Annotated in this window: 24 protein-coding genes, 4 tRNA genes, 1 rRNA gene and 1 pseudogene; 17 read left to right on the top strand and 13 right to left on the bottom strand. The window is 36.9% G+C overall.

All coding sequences use genetic code 11. The annotated features are described in order from the left end of the window. Positions 1-6 precede the first annotated feature (6 nt). The 11 genes from urtC to EDC37_RS09945 all read left to right on the top strand — a co-directional run bounded on the left by urtC (position 7) and on the right by EDC37_RS09945 (position 7,796). A complete protein-coding gene (gene urtC / locus EDC37_RS09995) occupies positions 7-1,086 on the top strand; it encodes an urea ABC transporter permease subunit UrtC (RefSeq protein ID WP_231040117.1) in 1,080 nt (359 codons plus the stop codon). 8 nt (positions 1,087-1,094) lie between these two features. After that, the gene (urtD, locus tag EDC37_RS09990; protein ID WP_132550919.1) at positions 1,095-1,850 is read left to right on the top strand and encodes an urea ABC transporter ATP-binding protein UrtD; all 756 of its coding nucleotides are present in this window, start codon (positions 1,095-1,097) and stop codon (positions 1,848-1,850) included. Next, positions 1,843-2,532 (top strand): urea ABC transporter ATP-binding subunit UrtE, encoded by a 690-nt coding sequence (gene urtE / locus EDC37_RS09985; RefSeq protein ID WP_132550917.1) that lies wholly within the window; start codon positions 1,843-1,845, stop codon positions 2,530-2,532. Before urtD ends, urtE begins: the two co-directional genes overlap by 8 nt. A gap of 20 nt (positions 2,533-2,552) precedes the next feature. Continuing rightward, positions 2,553-2,855: an urease subunit gamma gene (gene ureA, locus EDC37_RS09980; protein ID WP_132550915.1), complete on the top strand. Its 303-nt coding sequence runs from the start codon at positions 2,553-2,555 to the stop codon at positions 2,853-2,855. A gap of 14 nt (positions 2,856-2,869) precedes the next feature. Next, positions 2,870-3,250, top strand: a complete 381-nt coding sequence (gene ureB / locus EDC37_RS09975; RefSeq protein WP_132550913.1) for an urease subunit beta — start codon at positions 2,870-2,872, stop codon at positions 3,248-3,250. After that, positions 3,247-4,965: an urease subunit beta gene (gene ureB, locus EDC37_RS09970; protein WP_132550911.1), complete on the top strand. Its 1,719-nt coding sequence runs from the start codon at positions 3,247-3,249 to the stop codon at positions 4,963-4,965. Before ureB (EDC37_RS09975) ends, ureB (EDC37_RS09970) begins: the two co-directional genes overlap by 4 nt. A gap of 17 nt (positions 4,966-4,982) precedes the next feature. Further along, complete coding sequence (locus EDC37_RS09965) at positions 4,983-5,498, top strand: urease accessory protein UreE (RefSeq protein ID WP_132550909.1); 516 nt, start codon at positions 4,983-4,985, stop codon at positions 5,496-5,498. Next, on the top strand, positions 5,479-6,180 hold the full coding sequence (locus EDC37_RS09960) for an urease accessory protein UreF (RefSeq protein ID WP_132550907.1): 702 nt from the start codon (positions 5,479-5,481) through the stop codon (positions 6,178-6,180). The genes EDC37_RS09965 and EDC37_RS09960 overlap by 20 nt, the downstream gene beginning before the upstream one ends. Before the next feature lie 18 nt (positions 6,181-6,198). After that, complete coding sequence (gene ureG, locus EDC37_RS09955) at positions 6,199-6,807, top strand: urease accessory protein UreG (RefSeq protein ID WP_132550905.1); 609 nt, start codon at positions 6,199-6,201, stop codon at positions 6,805-6,807. After that, positions 6,800-7,606, top strand: coding sequence for an urease accessory protein UreD (locus EDC37_RS09950; protein ID WP_132550903.1), 807 nt, complete (start codon positions 6,800-6,802; stop codon positions 7,604-7,606). Before ureG ends, EDC37_RS09950 begins: the two co-directional genes overlap by 8 nt. A gap of 113 nt (positions 7,607-7,719) precedes the next feature. Continuing rightward, a tRNA-Arg gene (locus EDC37_RS09945) sits at positions 7,720-7,796 on the top strand. 266 nt (positions 7,797-8,062) lie between these two features. On the opposite strand, the gene EDC37_RS12690 is transcribed toward EDC37_RS09945, so the two are convergent. The 4 genes and pseudogenes from EDC37_RS12690 to EDC37_RS09925 form a co-directional block, all read right to left on the bottom strand. After that, the gene (locus EDC37_RS12690) at positions 8,063-8,182 is read right to left on the bottom strand and encodes a putative holin-like toxin (protein ID WP_407947288.1); all 120 of its coding nucleotides are present in this window, start codon (positions 8,180-8,182) and stop codon (positions 8,063-8,065) included. Positions 8,183-8,546: 364 nt separating this feature from the next. Beyond that, positions 8,547-9,041: pseudogene (locus EDC37_RS09940) on the bottom strand (transposase); the annotation flags it as partial. Positions 9,042-9,262: 221 nt separating this feature from the next. Next, positions 9,263-10,264, bottom strand: a complete 1,002-nt coding sequence (locus EDC37_RS09930) for an aldo/keto reductase (protein WP_196589895.1) — start codon at positions 10,262-10,264, stop codon at positions 9,263-9,265. 344 nt (positions 10,265-10,608) lie between these two features. Next, positions 10,609-10,896 (bottom strand): YciI family protein, encoded by a 288-nt coding sequence (locus tag EDC37_RS09925; protein ID WP_132550899.1) that lies wholly within the window; start codon positions 10,894-10,896, stop codon positions 10,609-10,611. Between the two features lie 313 nt (positions 10,897-11,209). Between EDC37_RS09925 and EDC37_RS09920 the strand changes: the two genes are divergently transcribed. The 6 genes from EDC37_RS09920 to EDC37_RS09895 all read left to right on the top strand — a co-directional run bounded on the left by EDC37_RS09920 (position 11,210) and on the right by EDC37_RS09895 (position 16,841). Further along, positions 11,210-11,800: a DJ-1/PfpI family protein gene (locus EDC37_RS09920; protein ID WP_132550897.1), complete on the top strand. Its 591-nt coding sequence runs from the start codon at positions 11,210-11,212 to the stop codon at positions 11,798-11,800. A gap of 235 nt (positions 11,801-12,035) precedes the next feature. Then, the gene (locus tag EDC37_RS09915) at positions 12,036-12,962 is read left to right on the top strand and encodes a DUF6765 family protein (protein WP_132550895.1); all 927 of its coding nucleotides are present in this window, start codon (positions 12,036-12,038) and stop codon (positions 12,960-12,962) included. A gap of 21 nt (positions 12,963-12,983) precedes the next feature. Further along, on the top strand, positions 12,984-13,799 hold the full coding sequence (locus EDC37_RS09910) for a sunset domain-containing protein (RefSeq protein ID WP_132550893.1): 816 nt from the start codon (positions 12,984-12,986) through the stop codon (positions 13,797-13,799). Between the two features lie 192 nt (positions 13,800-13,991). Beyond that, positions 13,992-14,522 (top strand): biotin transporter BioY, encoded by a 531-nt coding sequence (locus EDC37_RS09905; RefSeq protein WP_132550891.1) that lies wholly within the window; start codon positions 13,992-13,994, stop codon positions 14,520-14,522. Positions 14,523-14,599: 77 nt separating this feature from the next. Then, positions 14,600-16,027 (top strand): serine hydrolase domain-containing protein, encoded by a 1,428-nt coding sequence (locus EDC37_RS09900; RefSeq protein ID WP_132550889.1) that lies wholly within the window; start codon positions 14,600-14,602, stop codon positions 16,025-16,027. Positions 16,028-16,511: 484 nt separating this feature from the next. Then, positions 16,512-16,841 (top strand): DoxX family protein, encoded by a 330-nt coding sequence (locus EDC37_RS09895; RefSeq protein ID WP_132550887.1) that lies wholly within the window; start codon positions 16,512-16,514, stop codon positions 16,839-16,841. Positions 16,842-17,013: 172 nt separating this feature from the next. Here EDC37_RS09895 and EDC37_RS09890 read toward each other — a convergent pair whose 3' ends face one another. The 9 genes from EDC37_RS09890 to rrf form a co-directional block, all read right to left on the bottom strand. After that, entirely contained in the window at positions 17,014-17,829 is an 816-nt protein-coding gene (locus EDC37_RS09890) for a nitroreductase family protein (RefSeq protein WP_132550885.1), read from the bottom strand. Between the two features lie 107 nt (positions 17,830-17,936). After that, entirely contained in the window at positions 17,937-18,746 is an 810-nt protein-coding gene (locus EDC37_RS09885) for an epoxyqueuosine reductase (protein ID WP_132550883.1), read from the bottom strand. A gap of 103 nt (positions 18,747-18,849) precedes the next feature. Beyond that, a complete protein-coding gene (locus EDC37_RS09880) occupies positions 18,850-19,311 on the bottom strand; it encodes a MarR family winged helix-turn-helix transcriptional regulator (RefSeq protein WP_243642183.1) in 462 nt (153 codons plus the stop codon). A gap of 266 nt (positions 19,312-19,577) precedes the next feature. After that, the gene (locus EDC37_RS09875) at positions 19,578-20,147 is read right to left on the bottom strand and encodes a hypothetical protein (protein WP_132550881.1); all 570 of its coding nucleotides are present in this window, start codon (positions 20,145-20,147) and stop codon (positions 19,578-19,580) included. Between the two features lie 201 nt (positions 20,148-20,348). Continuing rightward, the gene (locus EDC37_RS09870; RefSeq protein WP_132550879.1) at positions 20,349-20,585 is read right to left on the bottom strand and encodes a helix-turn-helix domain-containing protein; all 237 of its coding nucleotides are present in this window, start codon (positions 20,583-20,585) and stop codon (positions 20,349-20,351) included. A 238-nt stretch (positions 20,586-20,823) separates the two neighbouring features. Then, positions 20,824-20,914, bottom strand: a tRNA-Ser gene (locus EDC37_RS09865). A 14-nt stretch (positions 20,915-20,928) separates the two neighbouring features. Then, a tRNA-Trp gene (locus EDC37_RS09860) sits at positions 20,929-21,004 on the bottom strand. A gap of 4 nt (positions 21,005-21,008) precedes the next feature. Continuing rightward, positions 21,009-21,085, bottom strand: a tRNA-His gene (locus EDC37_RS09855). A gap of 51 nt (positions 21,086-21,136) precedes the next feature. Continuing rightward, positions 21,137-21,230, bottom strand: a 5S ribosomal RNA gene (rrf, locus tag EDC37_RS09850); the annotation flags it as partial.

Below are 21,230 nucleotides of genomic sequence, written 5' to 3'. Positions count from 1 at the left end.
GCACAATTGACTACAAAAAACTTTTTCAAAACACCATCGAGTCAGACCTTTTTAATTATCGTATTATTACTTTTAATAGCCCCATTGTTCTTATCTGTATTTAGGATAAACCTTTTAGGTAAGTTTATTGCCTATGCTATCTTGGCGATTGGTATTGATTTAATCTGGGGCTATACAGGGATTTTAAGCCTAGGGCACGGTGTATTTTTTGGTCTTGGTGCTTATGCAATGGGCATGTATTTAAAAATGGAAGCAGCCCATGGTAAATTACCTGATTTCATGTCATGGAGCGGGCTGGAAAATTTGCCTACTGTCTGGGCTCCCTTTAGCAATCCGTTATCGCTTGCCTTAATTGTTCTCGTCCCTGCCCTCTTGGCATTTATCATCGGCTACCTTACATTTCGCAACCGTATTCGCGGTGTATACTTCTCCATTTTATCGCAAGCCTTATCGCTTATTTTTGTAGTATTTTTTATTGGCCAGCAAGCCTATACCGGTGGCACCAACGGTCTTACCGGTTTTCGCACAATGTTCGGCATGCCGTTAGCAACCGATAATACCAAATATATTTTATATTATGCTGCTATATTTCTTTTGGTTTTAGTTTATTTATACTGCCATTTTTTAGTCAAACATCGTCTCGGCAAAATTTTGGTAGCAATTCGTGACGGAGAAAACAGGGTGCGTTTTTCTGGTTATGATCCTGCGGTTTATAAAATCTTCGTCTACGTTTCTTCTGCTGTTATCGCCGGAATAGCTGGTGCGATTTTTGTTCCCCAAGTCGGTATTATTTCACCCGCGGAAATGGGTATTATTCCCTCTATCGAAATGGTAATATGGGTAGCTATCGGTGGCAGAGGGACTTTAATCGGTGCTGTTATTGGTGCAATTCTCGTCAATGGTCTAAAAAGTGGTATCAGTGAATCTTTTCCTGAAGTATGGTCATATTTTTTGGGTTTAACTTTCGTTATAGTGGTCATATTTATGCCTGAAGGCCTTGTAGGTTTAGTCAAAAAATACGCCAGTAAAATAACATGCCCTATTAAAAAAAGGAAAGCAACAGAAAAAGCTTCATCTGTGAATTGAGGTATATTATGGGAACAATTTTAGAAATAAATAATCTGATAATATCTTTTGATGGATTCCGCGCATTAAATGGAGTTACTACAAAAGTGGAAAAAGGTGAAATACGCTTTTTCATAGGTCCAAACGGTGCCGGTAAAACGACTTTACTCGATGCTATTTGTGGACGTATACGTCCACAGCAGGGTTCTATAATTTTCGATGGCGACAAAAACATCATGCACTATCCTGAACATAAGCTGGTCAATATCGGTATTGGCCGCAAGTTTCAGGTACCTTCTGTATTTACGAGCCTGTCCGTTTACGAAAATATGGAGGTGTCAGTTGTCAATGACCGCAGTATCATGGCATCACTTTTCCAGCCTATAACTAAAGCACAAAAAGAAAAAATTGATGATATATTAGATTTAGTAGATCTAAAAGATTACTGTGACAAGAAAGCTGCTGATCTCTCCCATGGGCAAAAACAATGGCTTGAAATAGCTATGCTCTTGGTGCAGGATTTACAGCTCATCTTACTTGATGAACCTGTAGCCGGCATGGGACGCAAAGAAACAATAAAAACGGGCGAACTTTTGAAAAGCATTGCCCATCATTGTACTGTGATTGTCGTTGAACATGATATGGAATTTGTACGGGACTATGCCAGTAAGGTAACGGTAATGCATGAGGGACGTATTTTAGACGAAGGCAGCGTCAGTCAAGTACAAAACAATCCTAAAGTAATTGATGTCTATTTAGGACGTGGGGGTGGAAACTGTGCTTAATGTTGATAAATTACAAGCCTATTATGGTGAAAGCATCATTTTAAAAGATATTAACCTTAAAGTACAAGAAGGACATATCGTATGTCTTTTAGGAAGAAACGGTGTAGGCAAAAGCACTTTTTTAAAAAGCATTATGGGGCTTGTCCGCACTCCAAGCGGCAGTATCCTCTTCCAAAATAAAGAACTGATCAATAAACCGACTTATTTCCGTGCACGTGCAGGTATCGGCTATGTCCCACAAGGCAGAGATATTTTCCCACAGATGACCGTAGAAGAAAACCTACAGCTTGGCTTAGAAGTAAATAACGGAAATGGTAATATTTCTCCTGAAATTTATGAATTATTTCCCATATTAAAAGAAATGCTTACCCGCAAAGGAGGCAATCTCAGCGGTGGCCAGCAGCAACAGCTTGCTATCGCAAGGGCGCTCGTCGCCCACCCCAAGCTATTATTGCTGGACGAACCAACAGAAGGAATCCAACCATCTATTATCCAGGATATCGGCAGGGTTATCTTACAATTAAAAAAGGAAGGATATACTATTTTAATTGTAGAACAATATCTAGAGTTCATCCTCAATATTGCTGATGAATATTATGTTATGGATAAAGGAAATATTGTTGCCCAGGGTCTTGTCAGCAGTATGGACCAAGAAGATATTAAGAGCAAGATCGCCATTTAAATACGGGGAGGAAAAATATTGTGCATTTAGCGCCTAAAGATATGGAGAAATTATTACTACATTATGCCGGAACGGTGGCCAAGCAACGTAAAGAACGTGGTATCAAGCTAAATTATGTAGAAGCTATCGCCTATATCAGCAGGGAATTACTGGAGTTAGCCAGAGATGGCCAAACGGTGACAGAACTAATGCGGGCTGGCCGTAAAATATTGACTTGTGATGATGTTATGGAAGAGGTTCCTTCTATGATCCATGAAGTACAGATAGAAGCGACCTTTCCCGACGGAACAAAATTAGTAACAGTACACAATCCAATTCAATAAGGGGGACATAAAAAATGGTAATTCCAGGGGAAATCATACCTGCTGATAGAGATATAGAAATAAATAGCAACCGTCCTACCAAAACACTAGCTGTCAGTAATACAGGTGACCGACCGGTACAAGTAGGCTCCCATTTTCACTTTTTTGAAGTAAATCGTTGTCTACTGTTTAATAGAAGCCAAGCTTTTGGTATGAGGCTTGATATTCCTTCCGGAACATCCGTACGTTTTGAACCGGGGGAGAAGAAAACTGTACAATTAACCACTATGGGTGGTAAGCAGCGGGTCTTTGGTTTTAATGCCTTAACATGTGGCCACATCAATGAAGACACTCAACGTCTGGCCATAGAAAAAGCTGCCAACGCTGATTTCATACAGAAAGGAACAGAACTATGAGCCGTAAAATGACCGCATCCGAATATGCAATGATGTTCGGCCCGACAACGGGTGATAAAGTACGCCTAGCTGATACAGACCTTTTTCTGGAGGTAGAAAAAGATTATACCTATTATGGTGATGAAGCAAAGTTTGGCGGTGGCAAAACACTACGTGACGGCATGGGACAATCAGTAAATACGCTCAGTAGTGACGGCGATCTCGACCTTGTTATAACCAATGCCTTGATTGTCGATGCATATGGTATATTTAAAGCTGATATAGGAATCAAAGATGGTAAAATTGCCGGTATCGGTAAAGCCGGTAATCCGGATATTATGGATAAAGTAACTCCGGGTATGACCATCGGTGCCTCGACTGAAGCCATAGCCGCCGAAGGTATGATTGTTACTGCTGGTGGAATCGACTCACACATTCATTTTATTAGTCCGCAGCAGATAGATACAGCCCTTTATAGCGGTATCACTACAATGATCGGCGGCGGAACAGGTCCAGCCGACGGAACTAATGCCACCACTTGTACTCCGGGGCCATGGAATCTTGCGCAAATGCTGCGCGCAGCTGACGAATATCCAATGAATCTTGGTTTTTTAGGCAAAGGTAACTGTTCCAATACACGACCATTAGAAGAACAGATATTAGCCGGTGCTTTAGGCCTAAAAATCCATGAAGATTGGGGCGCAACACCAGCAGTAATTGATGCCTGTCTACAAGTTTCAGATAAATACGATGTACAAACGGCTATCCATACAGACACCCTCAACGAAGCCGGATGCGTTGAAGATACGCTTAAAGCTATCGCTGGCAGAACGATTCATACCTATCACACAGAAGGAGCGGGCGGCGGTCATGCCCCAGATATTATTAAAGCCGCGGGATTTCCTAACATCCTGCCTTCTTCCACCAACCCCATGATGCCTTTTACTGTCAACACCATTGACGAACATCTTGACATGCTGATGGTCTGCCATCATCTTGACAGCCGCATACCAGAAGATGTCGCTTTTGCCGATTCACGAATACGGCCAGAAACTATTGCCGCGGAAGATGTTTTACATGATATGGGTGTTTTCAGCATGATGAGTTCTGATTCGCAGGCAATGGGACGTGTCGGTGAAGTAATCACCCGCACTTGGCAGACTGCTGATAAAATGAAAAAAGAACGCGGCCGCTTGCCAGAAGAAAAAGGAGAAAATGACAATTTCCGTATTCGCCGCTATATAGCCAAATATACGATCAATCCTGCAATAATGCAGGGGATTGCTGACTATGTAGGATCTATAACAAAAGGTAAATTTGCCGATCTTGTTATTTGGCATCCTGCCTTTTTTGGTGTACGTCCAGAAATGATCATAAAAGGTGGTATGATTGCCGCAGCAAAGATGGGCGATCCCAATGCATCAATTCCTACACCCCAGCCAGTTTTTTATCGTCATATGTTTGGTGCGGACGGCAAAGCGAAATATACCAGCTGCCTAACTTTTGTTTCTAAAGCAGCATGGAAAAATGGCATCCAAGAAAAACTAAAACTAGAAAAAACTGTCCTTCCCGTACACAACTGTCGAGCAATCAGTAAAAAAGACATGGTTCTTAACAATGCTACACCACATATTGATGTTGATCCAGAAACGTATGCTGTACATGTTGACGGTGTCCATTTAGTCAGCAAACCGGCAAAAGAATTAGCATTAGCGCAATTATACAATCTGTTTTGAGAAGGAATGAACATCCAATGCTGATAGAACATATAATAGGAAATAGCAATGATCCCCAATTCAAAAATAATTCTATAGATAGAGTAAATATCGAATGGTATGACAGCAAAAATAAACTACATCGCCTGACAAGTCAAAAAGGCCGGGACGTAGCCATACGTTTGTCACCCCAAGACCAAAATCGCGGGTTATGGCAAGGTGATGTTTTAGCTGTAGTTGAAAATGATATTATTGTGGTCGACATCGTTCCCAGTAAATGCCTAGTTTTATCATGTGATAACAAAATTAAGCTCATTACTTTGTGTTATGAAACAGGCAACCGCCATGCACCATTTTATTACATGCCGGAAACCGAAAAATTTATTATCCCCTATGATCGTCCCTTTGAACAATTACTGCAAAAATTAAATCTTTCCTTTAACATTGAAAATGTGCAGCTTGATAATCGCTGGCGGATATGTGCTTCAGCTGGACACAATCACTCTCATGTCCATATGAAAGGATCGTATACAAATGCAGTCGCACATGAATGATATCGCCAAAAAATTTTTATTACTGCAAATAAATGATGTACTTTTCCCCATCGGTGCCTATGTCCATTCCTATGGGCTCGAAACCTATATACAACATGAATTAATAAAAGATGCCGCAAGCGCGCAGGAATGGTTACTGCAATATATATCAACAAATTTTTTATATAGTGAACTGTTAACTGTCAAGCTATCCTATAATCATACACAAAAGCATGATTTAGCAAGCATTTCCGCTCTAGAAAGAACATTTCTAGCCGCAAAGGCCTCCTCCGAACTTCGCCAAGCCACAATCAAATTGGCCTCCAGATTTATAAAAACAATACGTTCACTCCCGTTAACATCAATTGACGATATTTTTGAGAAATATGTTTGCCAGCCTTGTTCACATATACATCCGGCTGCCTATGGTGTTTTCTGTTCAGCAGCCGGTGTTGCACTGCCAGACTGCCTGCTTCACTATATATACGCACAAACAGCAGGACTGATAAACACTTGTGTAAAAAGCATCCCCCTCAGCCAAACCGCAGGCCAGCAAATATTGCGTAATTGCAGTACCCATTTCCCCCAATTACTGGATAAGCTCGCCTCTTTATCAATAGATGATTTTTGTTTATCAACACCAGGATTTGACATTAGGTCAATGCAGCATGAAACATTATACTCTCGGCTGTATATGTCATAGGAAAGGAATATAAATTTTATGAGTTATGTAAAAATTGGTGTAGCCGGCCCTGTTGGTTCCGGCAAGACAGCCCTGATAGAAGCACTAACACGCAGATTGGCCGACAAATACAGCATCTGTGTTATTACTAATGATATTTACACACAGGAAGATGCAGAATTTCTAATTAAGAATTCTGTAATGGAAAAAGAACGTGTCATTGGCGTAGAAACGGGTGGTTGCCCGCATACGGCAATCCGTGAAGATGCATCCATGAATCTTGAAGCTATTGAAGAAATGGAAAATAAATTCCCTGATGTGGAAATTTTCTTTATTGAAAGCGGCGGTGATAATTTGTCCGCTACATTTAGCCCAGAGCTTGCCGACAAAACAATCTTTGTCATTGACGTGGCTGAAGGTGATAAAATTCCGCGTAAAGGTGGGCCAGGCATTATGCGCTCTGATCTCTTAATTATCAATAAAATTGACCTAGCACCATACGTTGGTGCTAACCTCACCATAATGGAACGGGATGCCAAGAAAATGCGCGGCAAAAAACCATTTTTATTTACCAATATTCGTGAAAATAAGGGCACTGATGAAATCATAGCCTGGATAAAACATGAGGTACTATTAGAAGATGCTTAAGCAGGAAAATAACAATGCTTATGGTAAAACTTCAGACCTAATCCTAAGATTTTGCTACCGACGAAAAACAACTGTTCTTGATGATGTCTATTTTACAGCTCCTTTCAAGATAATGAAGCCATTTACCTCGGCAACAAGCGCACGCTTTATGATTCTAAGTGCTTCAGCAGGAATTATGGCTGGAGACCAACAAAAGATAAATATCTGTTTAGAAAAAGGTGCCGATGTAGAATTAACATCACAATCTTATGAAAAAATTCATAAAATGCTAGCCGATGCCGAGGGCACACGCAACATAGAAATTACTATGGCTAATGATACACGTCTTTTTTATATGCCACAGCCAACTATTCCCTTCGCTCAATCCGCTTTTGTTGATAGTACCGTTATTCATCTCGCCAATAATACTGCCAAGCTGTTTTTCAGTGAAATACTAAGCAGTGGAAGAACTGCGCACCATGAAAGGTTCCTTTATAGGAAATATATATCCTCAATAAAAATTTACGAAGACGAAAATCTCTGCTATTTTGAAAATACCCGCTACCTTCCCATGCAGCAAAAGTTAGTTTCTTTTGGCTTTTACGAAGGCTATACACATTTAGCCACATTACTTATTTTTAATTTTGCTAATAGTAAAAAACTGCTGGAAAAAATTAGACAACTTATTACTGAGGCTACAGAAATTGACGGCGGTGCCAGTCTTATTAATGACGATAAATTATGTATAAAAACATTTGCCAACTCAAGTGAAGTTTTAGTAAATTTTACCAATACTATAAAAAAAGTACTAAACACATGAATATCATTGAAAATTTAAGTATTCACCATGACTATAAACTCACATCATTTTAAATAAATTTGACAAAGGATTTTTTTTATAGTATAATTTCTTTCGTTGTTAATATAGTTTATGCGCCAATAGCTCAGTTGGATAGAGCAACGGCCTTCTAAGCCGTGTGTCGCAAGTTCGAATCCTGCTTGGCGCACCACTGAAATTAAGGGTTCCAGCGTTGGGAGCAACGCAAACCGTATATCATAGGGAGCAACAGGGGAGCAACCGCTATCCTGTTGCTTTTCTTCAATTATTTATAGTTGAGAATTTTTGGTAATTCTCAATAGAACACTAAAGGTAATTGATTTTTAATTAATCTATGTTATAATTAGATACATAAAGGGATAGTTGACGCGTAGTGGCTCGGCTTTCCTCATATACTGACGTGTTTGAAAGAAAGCCGGCTTACTAACGTGAGTCGGCTTATTTCATTTTAGTACATGAAATAATGGCTACTATAAGTAAGCCAAAGCTTATCATTAAAGATAAGACTTGAAATGTACTCACAGCACCACCTCCTCCGAAGAGGAAAAACCGAAACATCAACTATCCCATGTGGATTATTATAACATATGCTAAATATTAAAGCTATTATGTCAACATATATAAGAAAATACAACTTAGGAAATAGGTCCTGTTATAATTTGGAAGAAGCTTTTAATAAAGTAATGATTATTATGAGTAAAATAGGAAGAATGTAAAGAAGATACTTCTATGCCATGTGTCACAGAAACAACTATGGAGCATAGTGTATAACTGATAACATTAGGGTTCTCAGCACTTGCTGTTTTTTTTAATTTACCTTTTAGCGCATAAAAATTCTGGGAGTAATCCGGAATATAATAAAACACTTCTAGAAAGCTAATGTCAATAGTAGTTCGCAAAATCTAAAGTAAATCCGAAGCAATTAATCAACCGATTTTTGTCTTTTTCCTTTAACCTGTTGCAGTGTATTCGGATTAATATAGCAATAACTCATTGACCAATCTTCACTATATTCGATCAGATATCTCACAACTAGTCGTATATAAGAATCCATACTGGGGAAAATTCCTACAACGGTTGTCCGGCGGCAAATTTCCCGATTGAGCTGCTCAAGCATATTATTAGAAGCAATTTTACGAAAATCTATTGGTGTAAAACTATAACACTGTAATGAATCTTCCAGACCATCTTCTAAAACCTCTGTTGCTTCCGGATAGGATTTTTCAATAGATTCTATGAAAGAATGGGCATACGTTTTAGCACTGTTATAATCAGGCTGTGACCAGATTTGTTTCAACTGTCCTGCAAATCATTCTTTTTCCTTCGCCGGAATATATGCTAGAATATTTCGCATGAAATGAATTTTACCGCGTTGCCATGCACATTGTAAAAAGGATTCATTAATTGCTTTTACCAATAACAACAGGACTAAGGTTTTGAAAAGAATTTGTTTCGGTGTCAGGAACTTTAAACGGTTCCGTAATAGATTGATATTTATTGCTAATTGTAAAAAAGCGGCAGGATAATCTTCCTACTACTCTTGTACTATCTTGAGTTTTTCATAACCCCAACTATTGACGATGAACCAGAAAAACTCTCACACTATGAGTATAGTAGCCAATTCTTCTCGATTGTAGGCTAGCTGTTTCTCAATTTGAACGTTGAATCGAGTTCTTCTTCCGAACGGTCTGTTGCATTACCGGGAGCATCAGAAAACCTGGTAATCTGATCAAGTATTTGGGGTTCCATATGGAAGTTGATTGCTGCAAGTGAATCATTCAATTGTGCTACGTTTCTGGCACCAATGATCGGTGCGGTAATCACTGGGTTAGCCATAATCCAACTGATGGCTAGTGTTCCAGGCTTAACACCCAGTTCTTGTGCGTAATTAGTAAATTGTTCAGCAATTTCATAGTATCTTGGATTGCTATAGCGTTGACTGTATTGCTTTTTTTCAACAATCCGTCCTGTGCCTAGTTTTGTGCTATTAGAATATTTTCCGGTCAACAACCCTGCACCTAACGGGCTATAGGAGATGACCCCCAGTTTCTCCGACTGAGCCAATGGTAAAATTTCTACTTCCACTTGTCTTTTTAATAAGTTATACATGGGTTCGATACATTTAAAGCAGGCCAAGTTTTCTTTCTCAGAGATGCCTAATGCTTTTGCTATCTGCCATGCAGCCCAATTGCTTACGCCAAGGTACAGGACCTTACCCTGATGTACTAAGTCATCAAGTGCTCGTAGTGTCTCATCCATAGGTGTAAGCGGATCAAAATGGTGAATAAAGTAAAGATCAATTCGGTCTGTTTTTAATCGAGAAAGACTTTGTTCGATAGAGAGCATGATATGTCGCCGAGATGAGCCCAATGCATTGACATCTTTACCAACCCGTTGGGATACTTTCGATGTAATAAAAACTTCATCTCGACAATCACCAATAAGTTTTCCGAGGATGATTTCGGCTCTTCCGCCATTGTAATTATTTGAGCAGTCAAAGAAATTGATACCGACATCTCTGCACCTATTAAACATGAGTGCAGCTTCCGTTTCATCGGTCTCATTACCAAAAGTCATGGTTCCAAAACATAGCTCCGATACTAATACGCCTGTATTTCCTAAAACTTTATATTTCATCATTGCCTCCTTACAGTGATAGTGCCCTAGGATAAATTCCATATAATTGTGTGAAAAGAGAGAACCATCTGAACCCTTTTTACAGTATAATATTTCTGTCCAAATAAAACAATACTATCGGAAGATTTAAGATGAACCAAGTACATTTTACAATGCCTGACAAAGATATTCAAAACTGAATTGATAAATCTGTTGAGACCTATCTAAGAAAAATTTAACAACTGATTTTAAGGAACAGAAGGTAGACTTATTTAACCATAAATTTATTCGTTAAAAGCGCGTTTATACACAATCAATATAAAAGAAGGAAAAAACCTGCTATGCAATAAACACAGCAGGTTTTCTCATTAATCTATAAACTTTTCAAAACCATCAGCATATTTTGAAGGACAAAAATTAATAATATCGTATGTTGCAATACCATTTTTATAGAATGGATCTTCTTGGATAATTTGTTTTACTTCTTCAATGCTTTTTAAGCGGCAAATAATTATACCCCCATTACGTGGATTCTTCCTGCCAGAACAAATGAAATTTTTTTGGGCGTAATTTTTTTCTAAGTATAGAATATGTTGTGGCAAGATATTGTCAACTTCATCAGTAGATTTTTTGTAAGTAAGATTAATAATAAACATATTGCATTCTCCTTCATTATTGAATACCATAAATATATAAGTCATTAATATACAGCAAATGAAATATTTCTATATTTAGAAACAAGCGTCCGTGGGATGATGGCAAGTTGGTGTTTTGGCAATGGTGAATTTTCTCTTATGGAAAATGGACGTAAATATATAAAAACTGTTTTAAATGGACTCTATCGATAAAATACAAAAACTTAACGTTTAGGAGCCATAAAAGTTTTACTTTTCCACTACAAACGCACAAATTCTATCTAGCATTTTAAATTAATAAATATGTTATAATGTGGAAAAGGGAGTGAATCTAATGTACATAAATATTCTATTATTTAATGATTTTGAAAGCTTAGATGCCTTTGGACCAGTTGAAGTATTTGGTTGCGTGGATAAATATAAGCTGCGTTATGTTTCTATGGATGGTGGAATTATTAAAAGCCGGCAGCATGTTCCAGTTATGACAGAAAAATTAGCTTTGGAAAATTTCTCGGGATTACTATTGATTCCGGGTGGGCAGGGAGTACGACCATTAGCAAATAACGATTTATTTATTCATGCTTTAAAGAAGTTTGTCAATAAAGCCGAATACTGCCTGACAGTTTGCACAGGTTCTGTCTTATTAGCTAAAACAGGCTGTATAAACAACAAAAAGGCAACATCAAATAAACGGGCTTTTACATGGGTGGAAAATAGTTGTCCAGAAGTAAATTGGCAAGAAGCTGCCCGTTGGGTTGTTGATGGAAAATACTACACATCCTCTGGTGTATCAGCAGGAATTGACATGTCATTAGGTTTTATTGCTGATAAACTTGGCAAACAAGAAGCTGATGATATTACCATAAAAATGGAGTACATATGGAATGAAAATAAAGACAAGGATAATTTCTCAGTACAAAGATAAATCCCCTTGTTAATACTTACAGTTAAAACTAATTTGAGCTGCATTTTGCAGCTCTTTTTTTTGCCCTATATAAGTTTAAATATCAGTCATTTTGTACCTATTAATGACAAAGGAGTTGTAGAATTCTATGCTAATTTAGTGTAACATTAGATTGATTTATGCATTTTTTCTCAATATTATTCGAAACATAGTAATTTATAGAACATAAATCATTATAATAAAGAAGGTAATAAGAATGGATATTGATTTTCATTTTGGCACTATTTATGTATTGTCACGTTGGGCCGGTTTTAACAAATTAGATGCAAAAGCATTAGCTACAGCTTCACAGCTTGTGGATGATAATACGCTGACTTTAAAAATCAATAGAAAGCATCGTAGTTCTGGCCATGAGCCATTAGAAAATTTATCCGATTTAAAGGACAACAATGAAATATGGTTTCCATTTCATTTCTTACCCAACTTAAATAAAAATGCTACAGATAAATTAGTTTGCAAAAAGAACAGCAATTTGGCTCTCCAACTATCAGACGAATTAAAATCAACAACTGATTTACAAATTAATAAAAATCTTTTTCGATTAGGAATTGGGCTGCATGTTTATGCAGATACTTGGTCACACCAAGAATTTTTAGGTTGCATTTCTAAAAATAATATATTAACAGACCTTACTATTCTTTCTCCTGAACAATCCCTTTGGGAATTGGCCCAAAATTCTTCACTTGTAATACACAGTCTGCCACCATTAGGCCATGCAACGGCTATCCATTGGCCAGACCGCCCTTATGCATATTGGAAATGTACCCCTAAATTTCCTAATGGAAGGGAAAACTGGACAGAATTTCTTGAAGCCTCCAGAGCAATATACGCCATATTAACCACAGTAAAAAATACTCCCAATACGCTAACTGCGGAGCAAGAAAATAAATTACTAACTTGCTTTAAAGGTTTTACTGATGAGGATTATACTCATCGTAATAACGTATGGGTAGATTATATAAACAAAAGTTATTTTGGCTTTGATGATTCTCTCGAAAAATATGACAAGAATTATATATTAAACGATCCAGATTTTTGCCCACAATTTTATGAAGCGATTGATGAACATTATATTTGGGTAAAAGAAAAGCTTGAGGCTGAAGATATACATATTTTAGATTAGTTTCAGAAGGTGGACACAGATATGAATCGGCGAACACAGAAAACATTGCCTGATCTTCTTAATACGGGTAAAAAAAGGAATCCCAGCCGCACTACAAATCAATGTGCTAAAAAACTGACTACCACTTTCAACACCATTCAGCGTTTGGATAAACCTGTGAGTAAACGACTGACTGAGTGCCCTTTTTGTGGTCATCGTATGCGTAAGCAATGGGATGCCTGCCCTAAATGCAAACGATCTTTAATAAAAGAAAGTCTTCCAACAGAAAAAATAATGCTAGAAGACAACGACTCTACTATTGTTGATGCAGAAGTACATTTTATAGATAATAATCTCCCACCGACACCACCAACGCCCCATTTAAAACCGAAATCATCTCCAAATAAAAAACAAGGCTATATTGGCTGCCTTGCTATCATAGTCATATTCTTTTTAATCGGATCCTATATGTTTGACAGCAGCAAAAAAGAAACAACTCCTTCAGCAACAGCATCATCTATGCAGGCAAATACTACTGTGCCTGCGTCCCCAAAAGCAGAGGAAACACAACAAACACCAGTCTCTCTGTTTTCCTCAGCAGAACAAACTGCTTCTGCCCAACAAACACAACAGAACCCCGCTCAAACCGCACCACCCCAGTCATCTTCAAACGAAAAAGAATATTATGGCAATGGCCCAAACGGAGAGGGTATCAAAGGCCATATAGATAATGAACGGGGAACGAAAATCTACCATCTGCCCGGTGACCGATACTATAATAAAACAACACACGTTGCCCAATGGTTCTTTACCGAAAAAGATGCCCAGGCCGCTGGATACCGACACATTTATAAATAAAAGGATCAACAGATTATGTCCACATTTCTATTTTACCCAAAACAAATACCCCAAATTATTGATTTTGCTTATTCTAATTTAAAACCATTTAGTAAACTATATAAATTTATAAGTTGACTAATATTAAACAGTGTGCTATATATAGTATATTATAATTTTTCTAATAACTAACGAAAAGGACTGGTTGATATTATGTCTTCAACACGCACTATGAGTAAAATGGCAGTTTGTGTCGCTATAATCTGCATATCAGCATATCTTTCTTTTCCTATTCCTTTTACTACTATTCCCTTTACTTTTTTAACGCTGGCATTACTATTAACCGCGTTCTTATTGACGCCTTCCCAAACGTTTATTGTCCTAATTGTATATGTTCTTTTAGGTGCTGTCGGCCTACCGGTATTTGTTGGTGGCAGTGGTGGCATTGGGGCATTGCTTTCCCCAAGTGGTGGTTATCTCTTAGGGTTTATAGTCGCTTATCCCATCAGCAGTATGTTAAAGGGACATGATGCCAAATTATTGCATTATTTTGCTGCTGGACTTGTTAGTATTCCCATCACTTACTTTTTTGGTGTTGCCGGTCTTTGCCTGATTACAAAAATTTCTATTACACAGGCCATTATAATAGGCGCATTACCCTTTATAATCGGCGACATAGTAAAAAATTTCTTAGCTGCTTATATTGGCAGCCATTTACAAAAAGTATTGCCTAAAGATGCTTAGATAATTCTGTTATATAATAATTGACAAGACGATTGGATGAGCTATTTTCCCAATCGTTTTTTTTACAAGGATATCCTATGAATTATTTACTTTCAAATAAAAAACCTAATATCTTATTACGTTTTATACAACAACTTGATAAATTAAATTGTCATTCATTAGTTATCTACCAAAACAATGAATTGGCCGTTGAAACCTACTGGCAACCTTATAATAAAAATCAGCAGCAAATAGTTTACTCTGTAAGCAAAAGTTTCACTGCCGTCGCTATGATGTTTGCTATGCAAGAGGGAATTTTAAACGAAAACACACTTTTATATGATGTCTTAAAAAATAAAATTAATTTTCTGCCTGACAAAAAACTTCTAGCAGTAACTGTCAAAGATCTTTTATCTATGCGTTTCGGTTATGTAGATAAAGAACCACAGCTTTTTTATTTACAGCCTGATTGGATAAAGGAAGCTTTTCAACTACAGCCGCAAAATGAGCCTGGAACAGAGTTCTTTTATGATAACCGCTGCCCGTTTTTATGTGCAGCTATTTTAAAAGAACTAACAGGTGAGGACATATATACATATCTTCAACCGCGCCTTTTCAAACCACTGGATATAACAGATGTTAGCTGGGAAAAAAATTCCCAAAATTATAATCCTGGAGCATGGGGCTTGTCAATAAGAACTACTGATCTCGCCAAATTTGGTTTATTCCTATTAAATAAAGGCAATTATAAAAAGCGTCAACTTTTGGATGAAAAATATATAAAAAAATTGTTTTCCGTTCATGTTTCTACCCAAAATTGCCAAAAGGATGAACTGGCTATTGACAGCATTCAAGGTTATAGCTACTATTTCTGGAAATGCGCACACAAACATGCCTTTCGGGCAGCAGGATTATTTGGGCAATATTGCCTTATCCTGCCTGATGAAAATATAGTCATTGCCATGACCTGCAGCGCCGCACGGAGCCAAACCCAGTCCATTTTATCTACCGTATGGAATTTTATAAATTCATTTACCACCACAATTAAACTTACGGCTAAGCAGCCAGTATTTCAAAAATATGCAGCCAATCTCACTATACCTTTTCCTGTTTCTCAATCCTCAGCAAAGATTCCTCTCTTAAAGAAATCTTTTATTTTCATTAAAAACAAGCTGGGATTAAGAGCCATCACAATTATCCCTGCAAACAATTCCACCGCTACTATAAAGATGGAATTGACAACAAAAACCATCATACTGAACACCGATTTTAATAGATGGCAAAAAAATAAAACCGGTGACAAAAATCAATTTGATTCCTGTTCAACGGTTTTTTATAATTCACCCTTTGCAGCTTATAATTATTCTAATAATCATTTCAATTTTAAACTTGTTTATAATCAAGGCCCCTTTATCGACACATTTTTACTAACATGGAAAGACAATAATGCTGTTTGCCACTATATTCCATCACCTCGGTTTGATATACGCGCCACTGAAGAATTTATAAATGGTTATTTATCTTAAATGACTATCAATTATTTCTCGTATATGATAATCCTCAATTTTTTAATTTTCCTGCCAGCCTAGATAAACTTTATGAATGGTCAACAATCCACCAAATAACCGCAGATAGGAACGGCCTATCGTTTAAAAATAATGTTCCCGATAACTATTATTAAATTTACAAAAAATATCAACACAATTCCTTGACTTTATAGAATGTGGACGTTATCATAAACACATTAAATAGTAGTGTTGCTCTGAATGTAATATGATAAAAGTAAATCCAAGTATAATCTGGTATATCTCGCAATCATATCCATTCATCAATAATCTAAATTTTACATAATTCGAATAGCATCGTCTAAGTAAATACGGATAACGTTACTAAAGTTTAAATCAAGGAGGAAATACATGAAGTATCTGGCTGCTTTCGAAAAGAATCAATCCTTAACACCTTACGGTATCGTTGCTTTACCTCGTACTTGTGCTCTATTGGAGTGTCCATTTGGGATACAAAGTATTTTTTCAAGGAATGGGCAAAACAGAAGCATTTTTTGCCAGCCTGGGTTATCCACCCTTATTTGCCTGGGGAGATATAACCCTTGAGACTATTATCATCATCAGTTTGATACTTGGGCTTTATGTCCGTAGTATTTCATTGCTGGCATTAGTGATATTAGTTCCTGCTATGGAGGTCTGGATTCCAAGTGGCATCTGGGCTAATCGTGGTGGCTATGAATTTCCTCTCTTATGGATTTTCTTGCAGGTAGTATTGGCATTTCTCGGTTCTGGTCCACTAAGCTTAAAGACACTATCTTTTCTAGATAAGCAATAAAAAACATAAATTGCATTTATGATAATAAAAAAGGTTCTATACTAAATGTTGGGGTAAGCAAAAAAGTTTAAGCTTACCCCAATTTTTAGTATAAAACCCAAATATCCAAAACCATCATATAATAAAAATATTCAGCAAAAAAATATATTCTTTAGAAATATCCTTCCCAATATTAATCATTATTTTTTTCATAAAAAGAAACTACCAAAGGATTCCTATCGACTAATCGTTTATATTTATATTGAGGATAGCCTACCATTACGGCTCCAGTAATCTTTCTACCCTCCGGAATATGAAATAACTTAAGTAAAGGTGATTTGAGCTCAAGCGCTAAAACCTCTAAAATTCCAGCCCAGCATGAACCAAGTCCAAGTGTTGGTGCATATAGTTCCAAGTATGCTAAAGAAAAAATGGAATTTTCTCTACCTCGTGTAGCATTTATATCAGCAGTCGATAAAATGAGGCTGGGCGCATTTCTAAGGACAACATCAATTCCTTTCTCATAGTATACATTTAAATAGTGCGCAAATATTTGTTTCAATACCTTATCATTTTCCAAACGTTCAATCACTATTTTAACCGCTGTATCCAAGATTTCCCTATCGTCGATAATTACATACGATACTCCTTGCGAATTACTTGCTGTAGGTGCAAATCTAGCTATATTCACAAGTTTTAACAGATCTTCTCTCGGAACTGCTTTTTTTAAATAACTACGAATTGAACGACGAGAGCGTAAAAATACCTCGGACTCCGTTGCAGTTAATTTAGGATAATCTGCTAGATCCAGTTGATTGGCTAAAGGTGTTTTTTTATGATCGATTGCTGCCCGTGGACATACGGCAACACAATGCCCGCAAGCGATACAGGACTGAGGTGCTGTTGCTTGTGGTCCATTTTTCCCCATACTTAAAACAAATGAGGGACATTCTTTAATACAGATACCACATTGAATACATTTTTTTTGATCTACTGTTATTAATTCCATTCTTCTATACCTCTCCATATAACTTATATATATTTTTCTCTAAAGCCTATCTAGTAAAACATTATGTCAATTCAATATTATCTTAGTTTCTCTCTACTATGCTCCAATTATTTTTTTCCAAACTGAATTGGAATCCTGTCTTCACAAGGTACTTTTGTTTGACACTTAGCACAACCATAGCGTGGACTATACATTTCTTTTTCCTTAGATAAATGTATCCTGCAACGTTCATTATCTTTCCCCAATTTATTAATCGCCTGAGGCGGACAACGCTTAGCGCAAGCCATACATTTTATACAATATTCATCAAATTTTGTATAGCTCCGTTTTGTTGGTTCTAATGAAGAACTTACTATTACACTGCCAAACCGACCGGCTGCCCCTTTTGCGGTAATCATTGATCGACTAAGGCTAAAGGTTCCTAATCCTGCTACAAAAGCAACATGTCGTTCTGACCAATTTGCACGAAGGTTTTTAACAGTAAATCGCTTATCTAAAGCAGGCGCTAATGCACTATTACCATTTTTTTCAAACAAGTCAATGATAAATTGACGTAATGCTTGATTAAGAAATTCTCCTTCCCAACGACCATAAAGCCATTCGGTTGCTGTTATTTTCTCAATTCTGTTTGCCGCACGTATCCTTGCAGTATACGGTAAAAAATACGATATTACAGATTTAGCTCCCGGCAGCCACTCATTGGGAGTCATATGATCGGGCCCAATCACATTACTGTTTTTAAATGTATCCCACAATGAATCTTCAGCACTAGCAATACCTATTAAAGGTAATTCATATATTTTCATAGGTTCAACAGAATTTGGCGTTGAGGACAAGGTATCAAGATGCTCTATTATGTTCAGGGGACTTTTTGATATAAATTCATTAACTTTTTCTTGTATGCTGTTTACTAGCATATCATTATCACTCCAATTAAAACATTGTTATGTTATCCTTGTTGTCTATATATGTGCATATACACGTATGTAAATACATAACTATTTCCTCAGACTTTCATACTTATTGCTTTTTTTCATCATAGTACACAATATTTTCTAACTTTAAGAGCAATTGAACCAACTTAGCCAACTCAGTATTTCCCATATATTTTTCTATTTTTTTCTGAGCCACCTTCCATAATTTCCAACCTTTAGCCGCTGCATCTTTCCCCTGAAGCGTTAATGATATTTGCCGTGTACGTGAATCCTTCCCCTGCCTGATATCAATAAATCCCTCTCTAATTAATGGCTTCATATTTCGATTTAATGTGGTACGATCTATCTGTACCATTTTTGCCAATTCACTAATAGTAGCCACTTCTACCATCTCAAGATGCCGCAAAAGGGACAATTGTGTAATGGTTAATCCACTCGGTTTTAATGTGTCATCATAAAATTGAGTAATTGCTCTAGAGGCTCTGCGAAGATTCATACAGTTGCAACGGCTAGCCTGCATAGGACATACATTTATTTGTTTCTTCACAGATACAGCTCCTCTCTTGCCACATTACACTCAGACTATGTGTATGTACACTAGTTTCTATGATAATACTATTTAATCCTACTATATGTCAAGTATTAATAAAAAACTTACTTTCTTTTTAGCCATAATTAATTTAAAAGTAAATTTGTTCATAAAAACTGCCCCCGTATAAGCTAGATTTTTAACTCTAACTTATGAAGGAGGCAGTTCAAAAACTATATGCTAACACTACCTAGGAAAAGACCATAAACACATAATTCTGCTTTCTAATAACCCCAGCTACCATAATGTTCTACGTTACCAGTTTGAGGATGCTGCAAACTAGATACAGTTATTGCTTTAGCATATGGAGTAGTATGCAAGCTTAATTCGCCAACCATCCATACATGTATGTAACTGCCATCTGATGTATCTTTAAATACATACACTACATTTATACCATCGACATCAGACGCGACCTTCGATTTTGCACTATATCCAGGAATACTATAAATTAACCATTGCCAATCACCGGCACCTATAGTAAGTCCACTATTATCCAGCTTACGGTCACCACCGACTATACTAATTGCTTTAACAATATCGTTAGCATCTACATGCACAATCATTCCATTTTTATAATAATAATGCCTAAGATTGGAAAAATCTTCACCGGTAAATTTTTGAGATAGGGAATTTGATAATTCCTTATCTGGATATCCATACATATCTTCCACATCATATATACTTTGTGATAAATAAACACCGCCAACAGATTCTGCTGATACGATGGATCCTATACAAAAAAATCCAATAAAAAATATACTCAGCGTTAATATTTTCCCATATTTTTCCATAAAATGATTCTCCTTTTTAAAAATCCACTCATTATTATTTTATTTTTTTATTCATTAAAAATGATATTACCAGAAACATCTCCTACAATATACTTAAACTAATATAATAAAACAACCCTTTTTGAATTTTAAAATTTAAATAACCAATAAAAAATTCTTTATACATCATGTCTAAAAAACTTTTTACCATCGCGTAAATCATTATAAATTATCGTTTAATTTATCATTTAATAAATCCATTAATGAAATATCAAGTCCACTGGCAATTTTCATTAATAATGGCAGCGATGCACAATTTTTCAAAGCACCACATTCTATTTTCCCTAAATAACTAAAACTTATATCAGTTTTTTGTGCCAACTGTTGTTGCGTATAACCTTGCAATTTCCTATAATACGCAATACGCAGCCCGATCCTTCGTGCTAACGTGGCAGACATGTTTATCACCTCACAATATAGAATTATATCAGAAAAATCCTAATATTTGCCTCCTTTACAGTGCTGATTTATTCAATAATACAAAAGATATGACTTCTTAACAACAAATTTTCTACTGTCTATGTAATCTCTAAATTTTTATAACCTCAACCATTGACGATAAATCATAAAATTGTGCTCTAAAATACAAAAAAACGACATCAGAAATTTCTTTCCAATGCCGTGAACCTTACGAAAGTGGCGGAGTGGGAGAGATTCGAACTCTCGCACCAGTTACCCGGTCTAACGATTTAGCAAACCGTCCTCTTCAGCCTCTTGAGTACCACTCCACTTATTAAATTAATGGCAGGGGCAGAAGGACTCGAACCCTCAACCAATGGTTTTGGAGACCAGTACTCTACCAATTGAGCTATGCCCCTATAATGGGGTGACTAGTGGGGATCGAACCCACGCAATAACGGAGCCACAATCCGCCGTGTTGACCGCTTCACCATAGCCACCATTTTATAAAGCAATATCAGGTTATCAAAAGACAACCTGATATAAAACTAAACTGGCAACAACCTATTCTCCCAGGGGGTCGCCCCCCAAGTACCTTCAGCCTGTGGATGCTTAACTACTGTGTTCGGAATGGGAACAGGTGGA

Origin of the sequence: Pectinatus cerevisiiphilus (assembly GCF_004341685.1) — a bacterium.
GTDB classification, from domain to species: domain Bacteria; phylum Bacillota; class Negativicutes; order Selenomonadales; family Selenomonadaceae; genus Pectinatus; species Pectinatus cerevisiiphilus.
Note: the sequence above shows the minus strand (reverse complement) of the source record. Positions and strands in the feature narration are given on the sequence as shown.

Bases quoted from the DNA above. Each gene is read 5' to 3' on its own strand.
- urtD (WP_132550919.1), top strand. From the start codon at position 1,095: ATGGGAACAATTTTAGAAATAAATAATCTGATAATATCTTTTGATGGA.
- ureB (WP_132550913.1), top strand. From the start codon at position 2,870: ATGGTAATTCCAGGGGAAATCATACCTGCTGATAGAGATATAGAAATA.
- ureB (WP_132550911.1), top strand. From the start codon at position 3,247: ATGAGCCGTAAAATGACCGCATCCGAATATGCAATGATGTTCGGCCCG.
- EDC37_RS09965 (WP_132550909.1), top strand. From the start codon at position 4,983: ATGCTGATAGAACATATAATAGGAAATAGCAATGATCCCCAATTCAAA.
- EDC37_RS09960 (WP_132550907.1), top strand. From the start codon at position 5,479: ATGCAGTCGCACATGAATGATATCGCCAAAAAATTTTTATTACTGCAA.
- ureG (WP_132550905.1), top strand. From the start codon at position 6,199: ATGAGTTATGTAAAAATTGGTGTAGCCGGCCCTGTTGGTTCCGGCAAG.
- EDC37_RS09950 (WP_132550903.1), top strand. From the start codon at position 6,800: ATGCTTAAGCAGGAAAATAACAATGCTTATGGTAAAACTTCAGACCTA.
- EDC37_RS12690 (WP_407947288.1), bottom strand. From the start codon at position 8,182: ATGTTTCGGTTTTTCCTCTTCGGAGGAGGTGGTGCTGTGAGTACATTT.
- EDC37_RS09930 (WP_196589895.1), bottom strand. From the start codon at position 10,264: ATGATGAAATATAAAGTTTTAGGAAATACAGGCGTATTAGTATCGGAG.
- EDC37_RS09925 (WP_132550899.1), bottom strand. From the start codon at position 10,896: ATGTTTATTATTAATCTTACTTACAAAAAATCTACTGATGAAGTTGAC.
- EDC37_RS09920 (WP_132550897.1), top strand. From the start codon at position 11,210: ATGTACATAAATATTCTATTATTTAATGATTTTGAAAGCTTAGATGCC.
- EDC37_RS09915 (WP_132550895.1), top strand. From the start codon at position 12,036: ATGGATATTGATTTTCATTTTGGCACTATTTATGTATTGTCACGTTGG.
- EDC37_RS09910 (WP_132550893.1), top strand. From the start codon at position 12,984: ATGAATCGGCGAACACAGAAAACATTGCCTGATCTTCTTAATACGGGT.
- EDC37_RS09905 (WP_132550891.1), top strand. From the start codon at position 13,992: ATGTCTTCAACACGCACTATGAGTAAAATGGCAGTTTGTGTCGCTATA.
- EDC37_RS09900 (WP_132550889.1), top strand. From the start codon at position 14,600: ATGAATTATTTACTTTCAAATAAAAAACCTAATATCTTATTACGTTTT.
- EDC37_RS09890 (WP_132550885.1), bottom strand. From the start codon at position 17,829: ATGGAATTAATAACAGTAGATCAAAAAAAATGTATTCAATGTGGTATC.
- EDC37_RS09885 (WP_132550883.1), bottom strand. From the start codon at position 18,746: ATGCTAGTAAACAGCATACAAGAAAAAGTTAATGAATTTATATCAAAA.
- EDC37_RS09875 (WP_132550881.1), bottom strand. From the start codon at position 20,147: ATGGAAAAATATGGGAAAATATTAACGCTGAGTATATTTTTTATTGGA.
- EDC37_RS09870 (WP_132550879.1), bottom strand. From the start codon at position 20,585: ATGTCTGCCACGTTAGCACGAAGGATCGGGCTGCGTATTGCGTATTAT.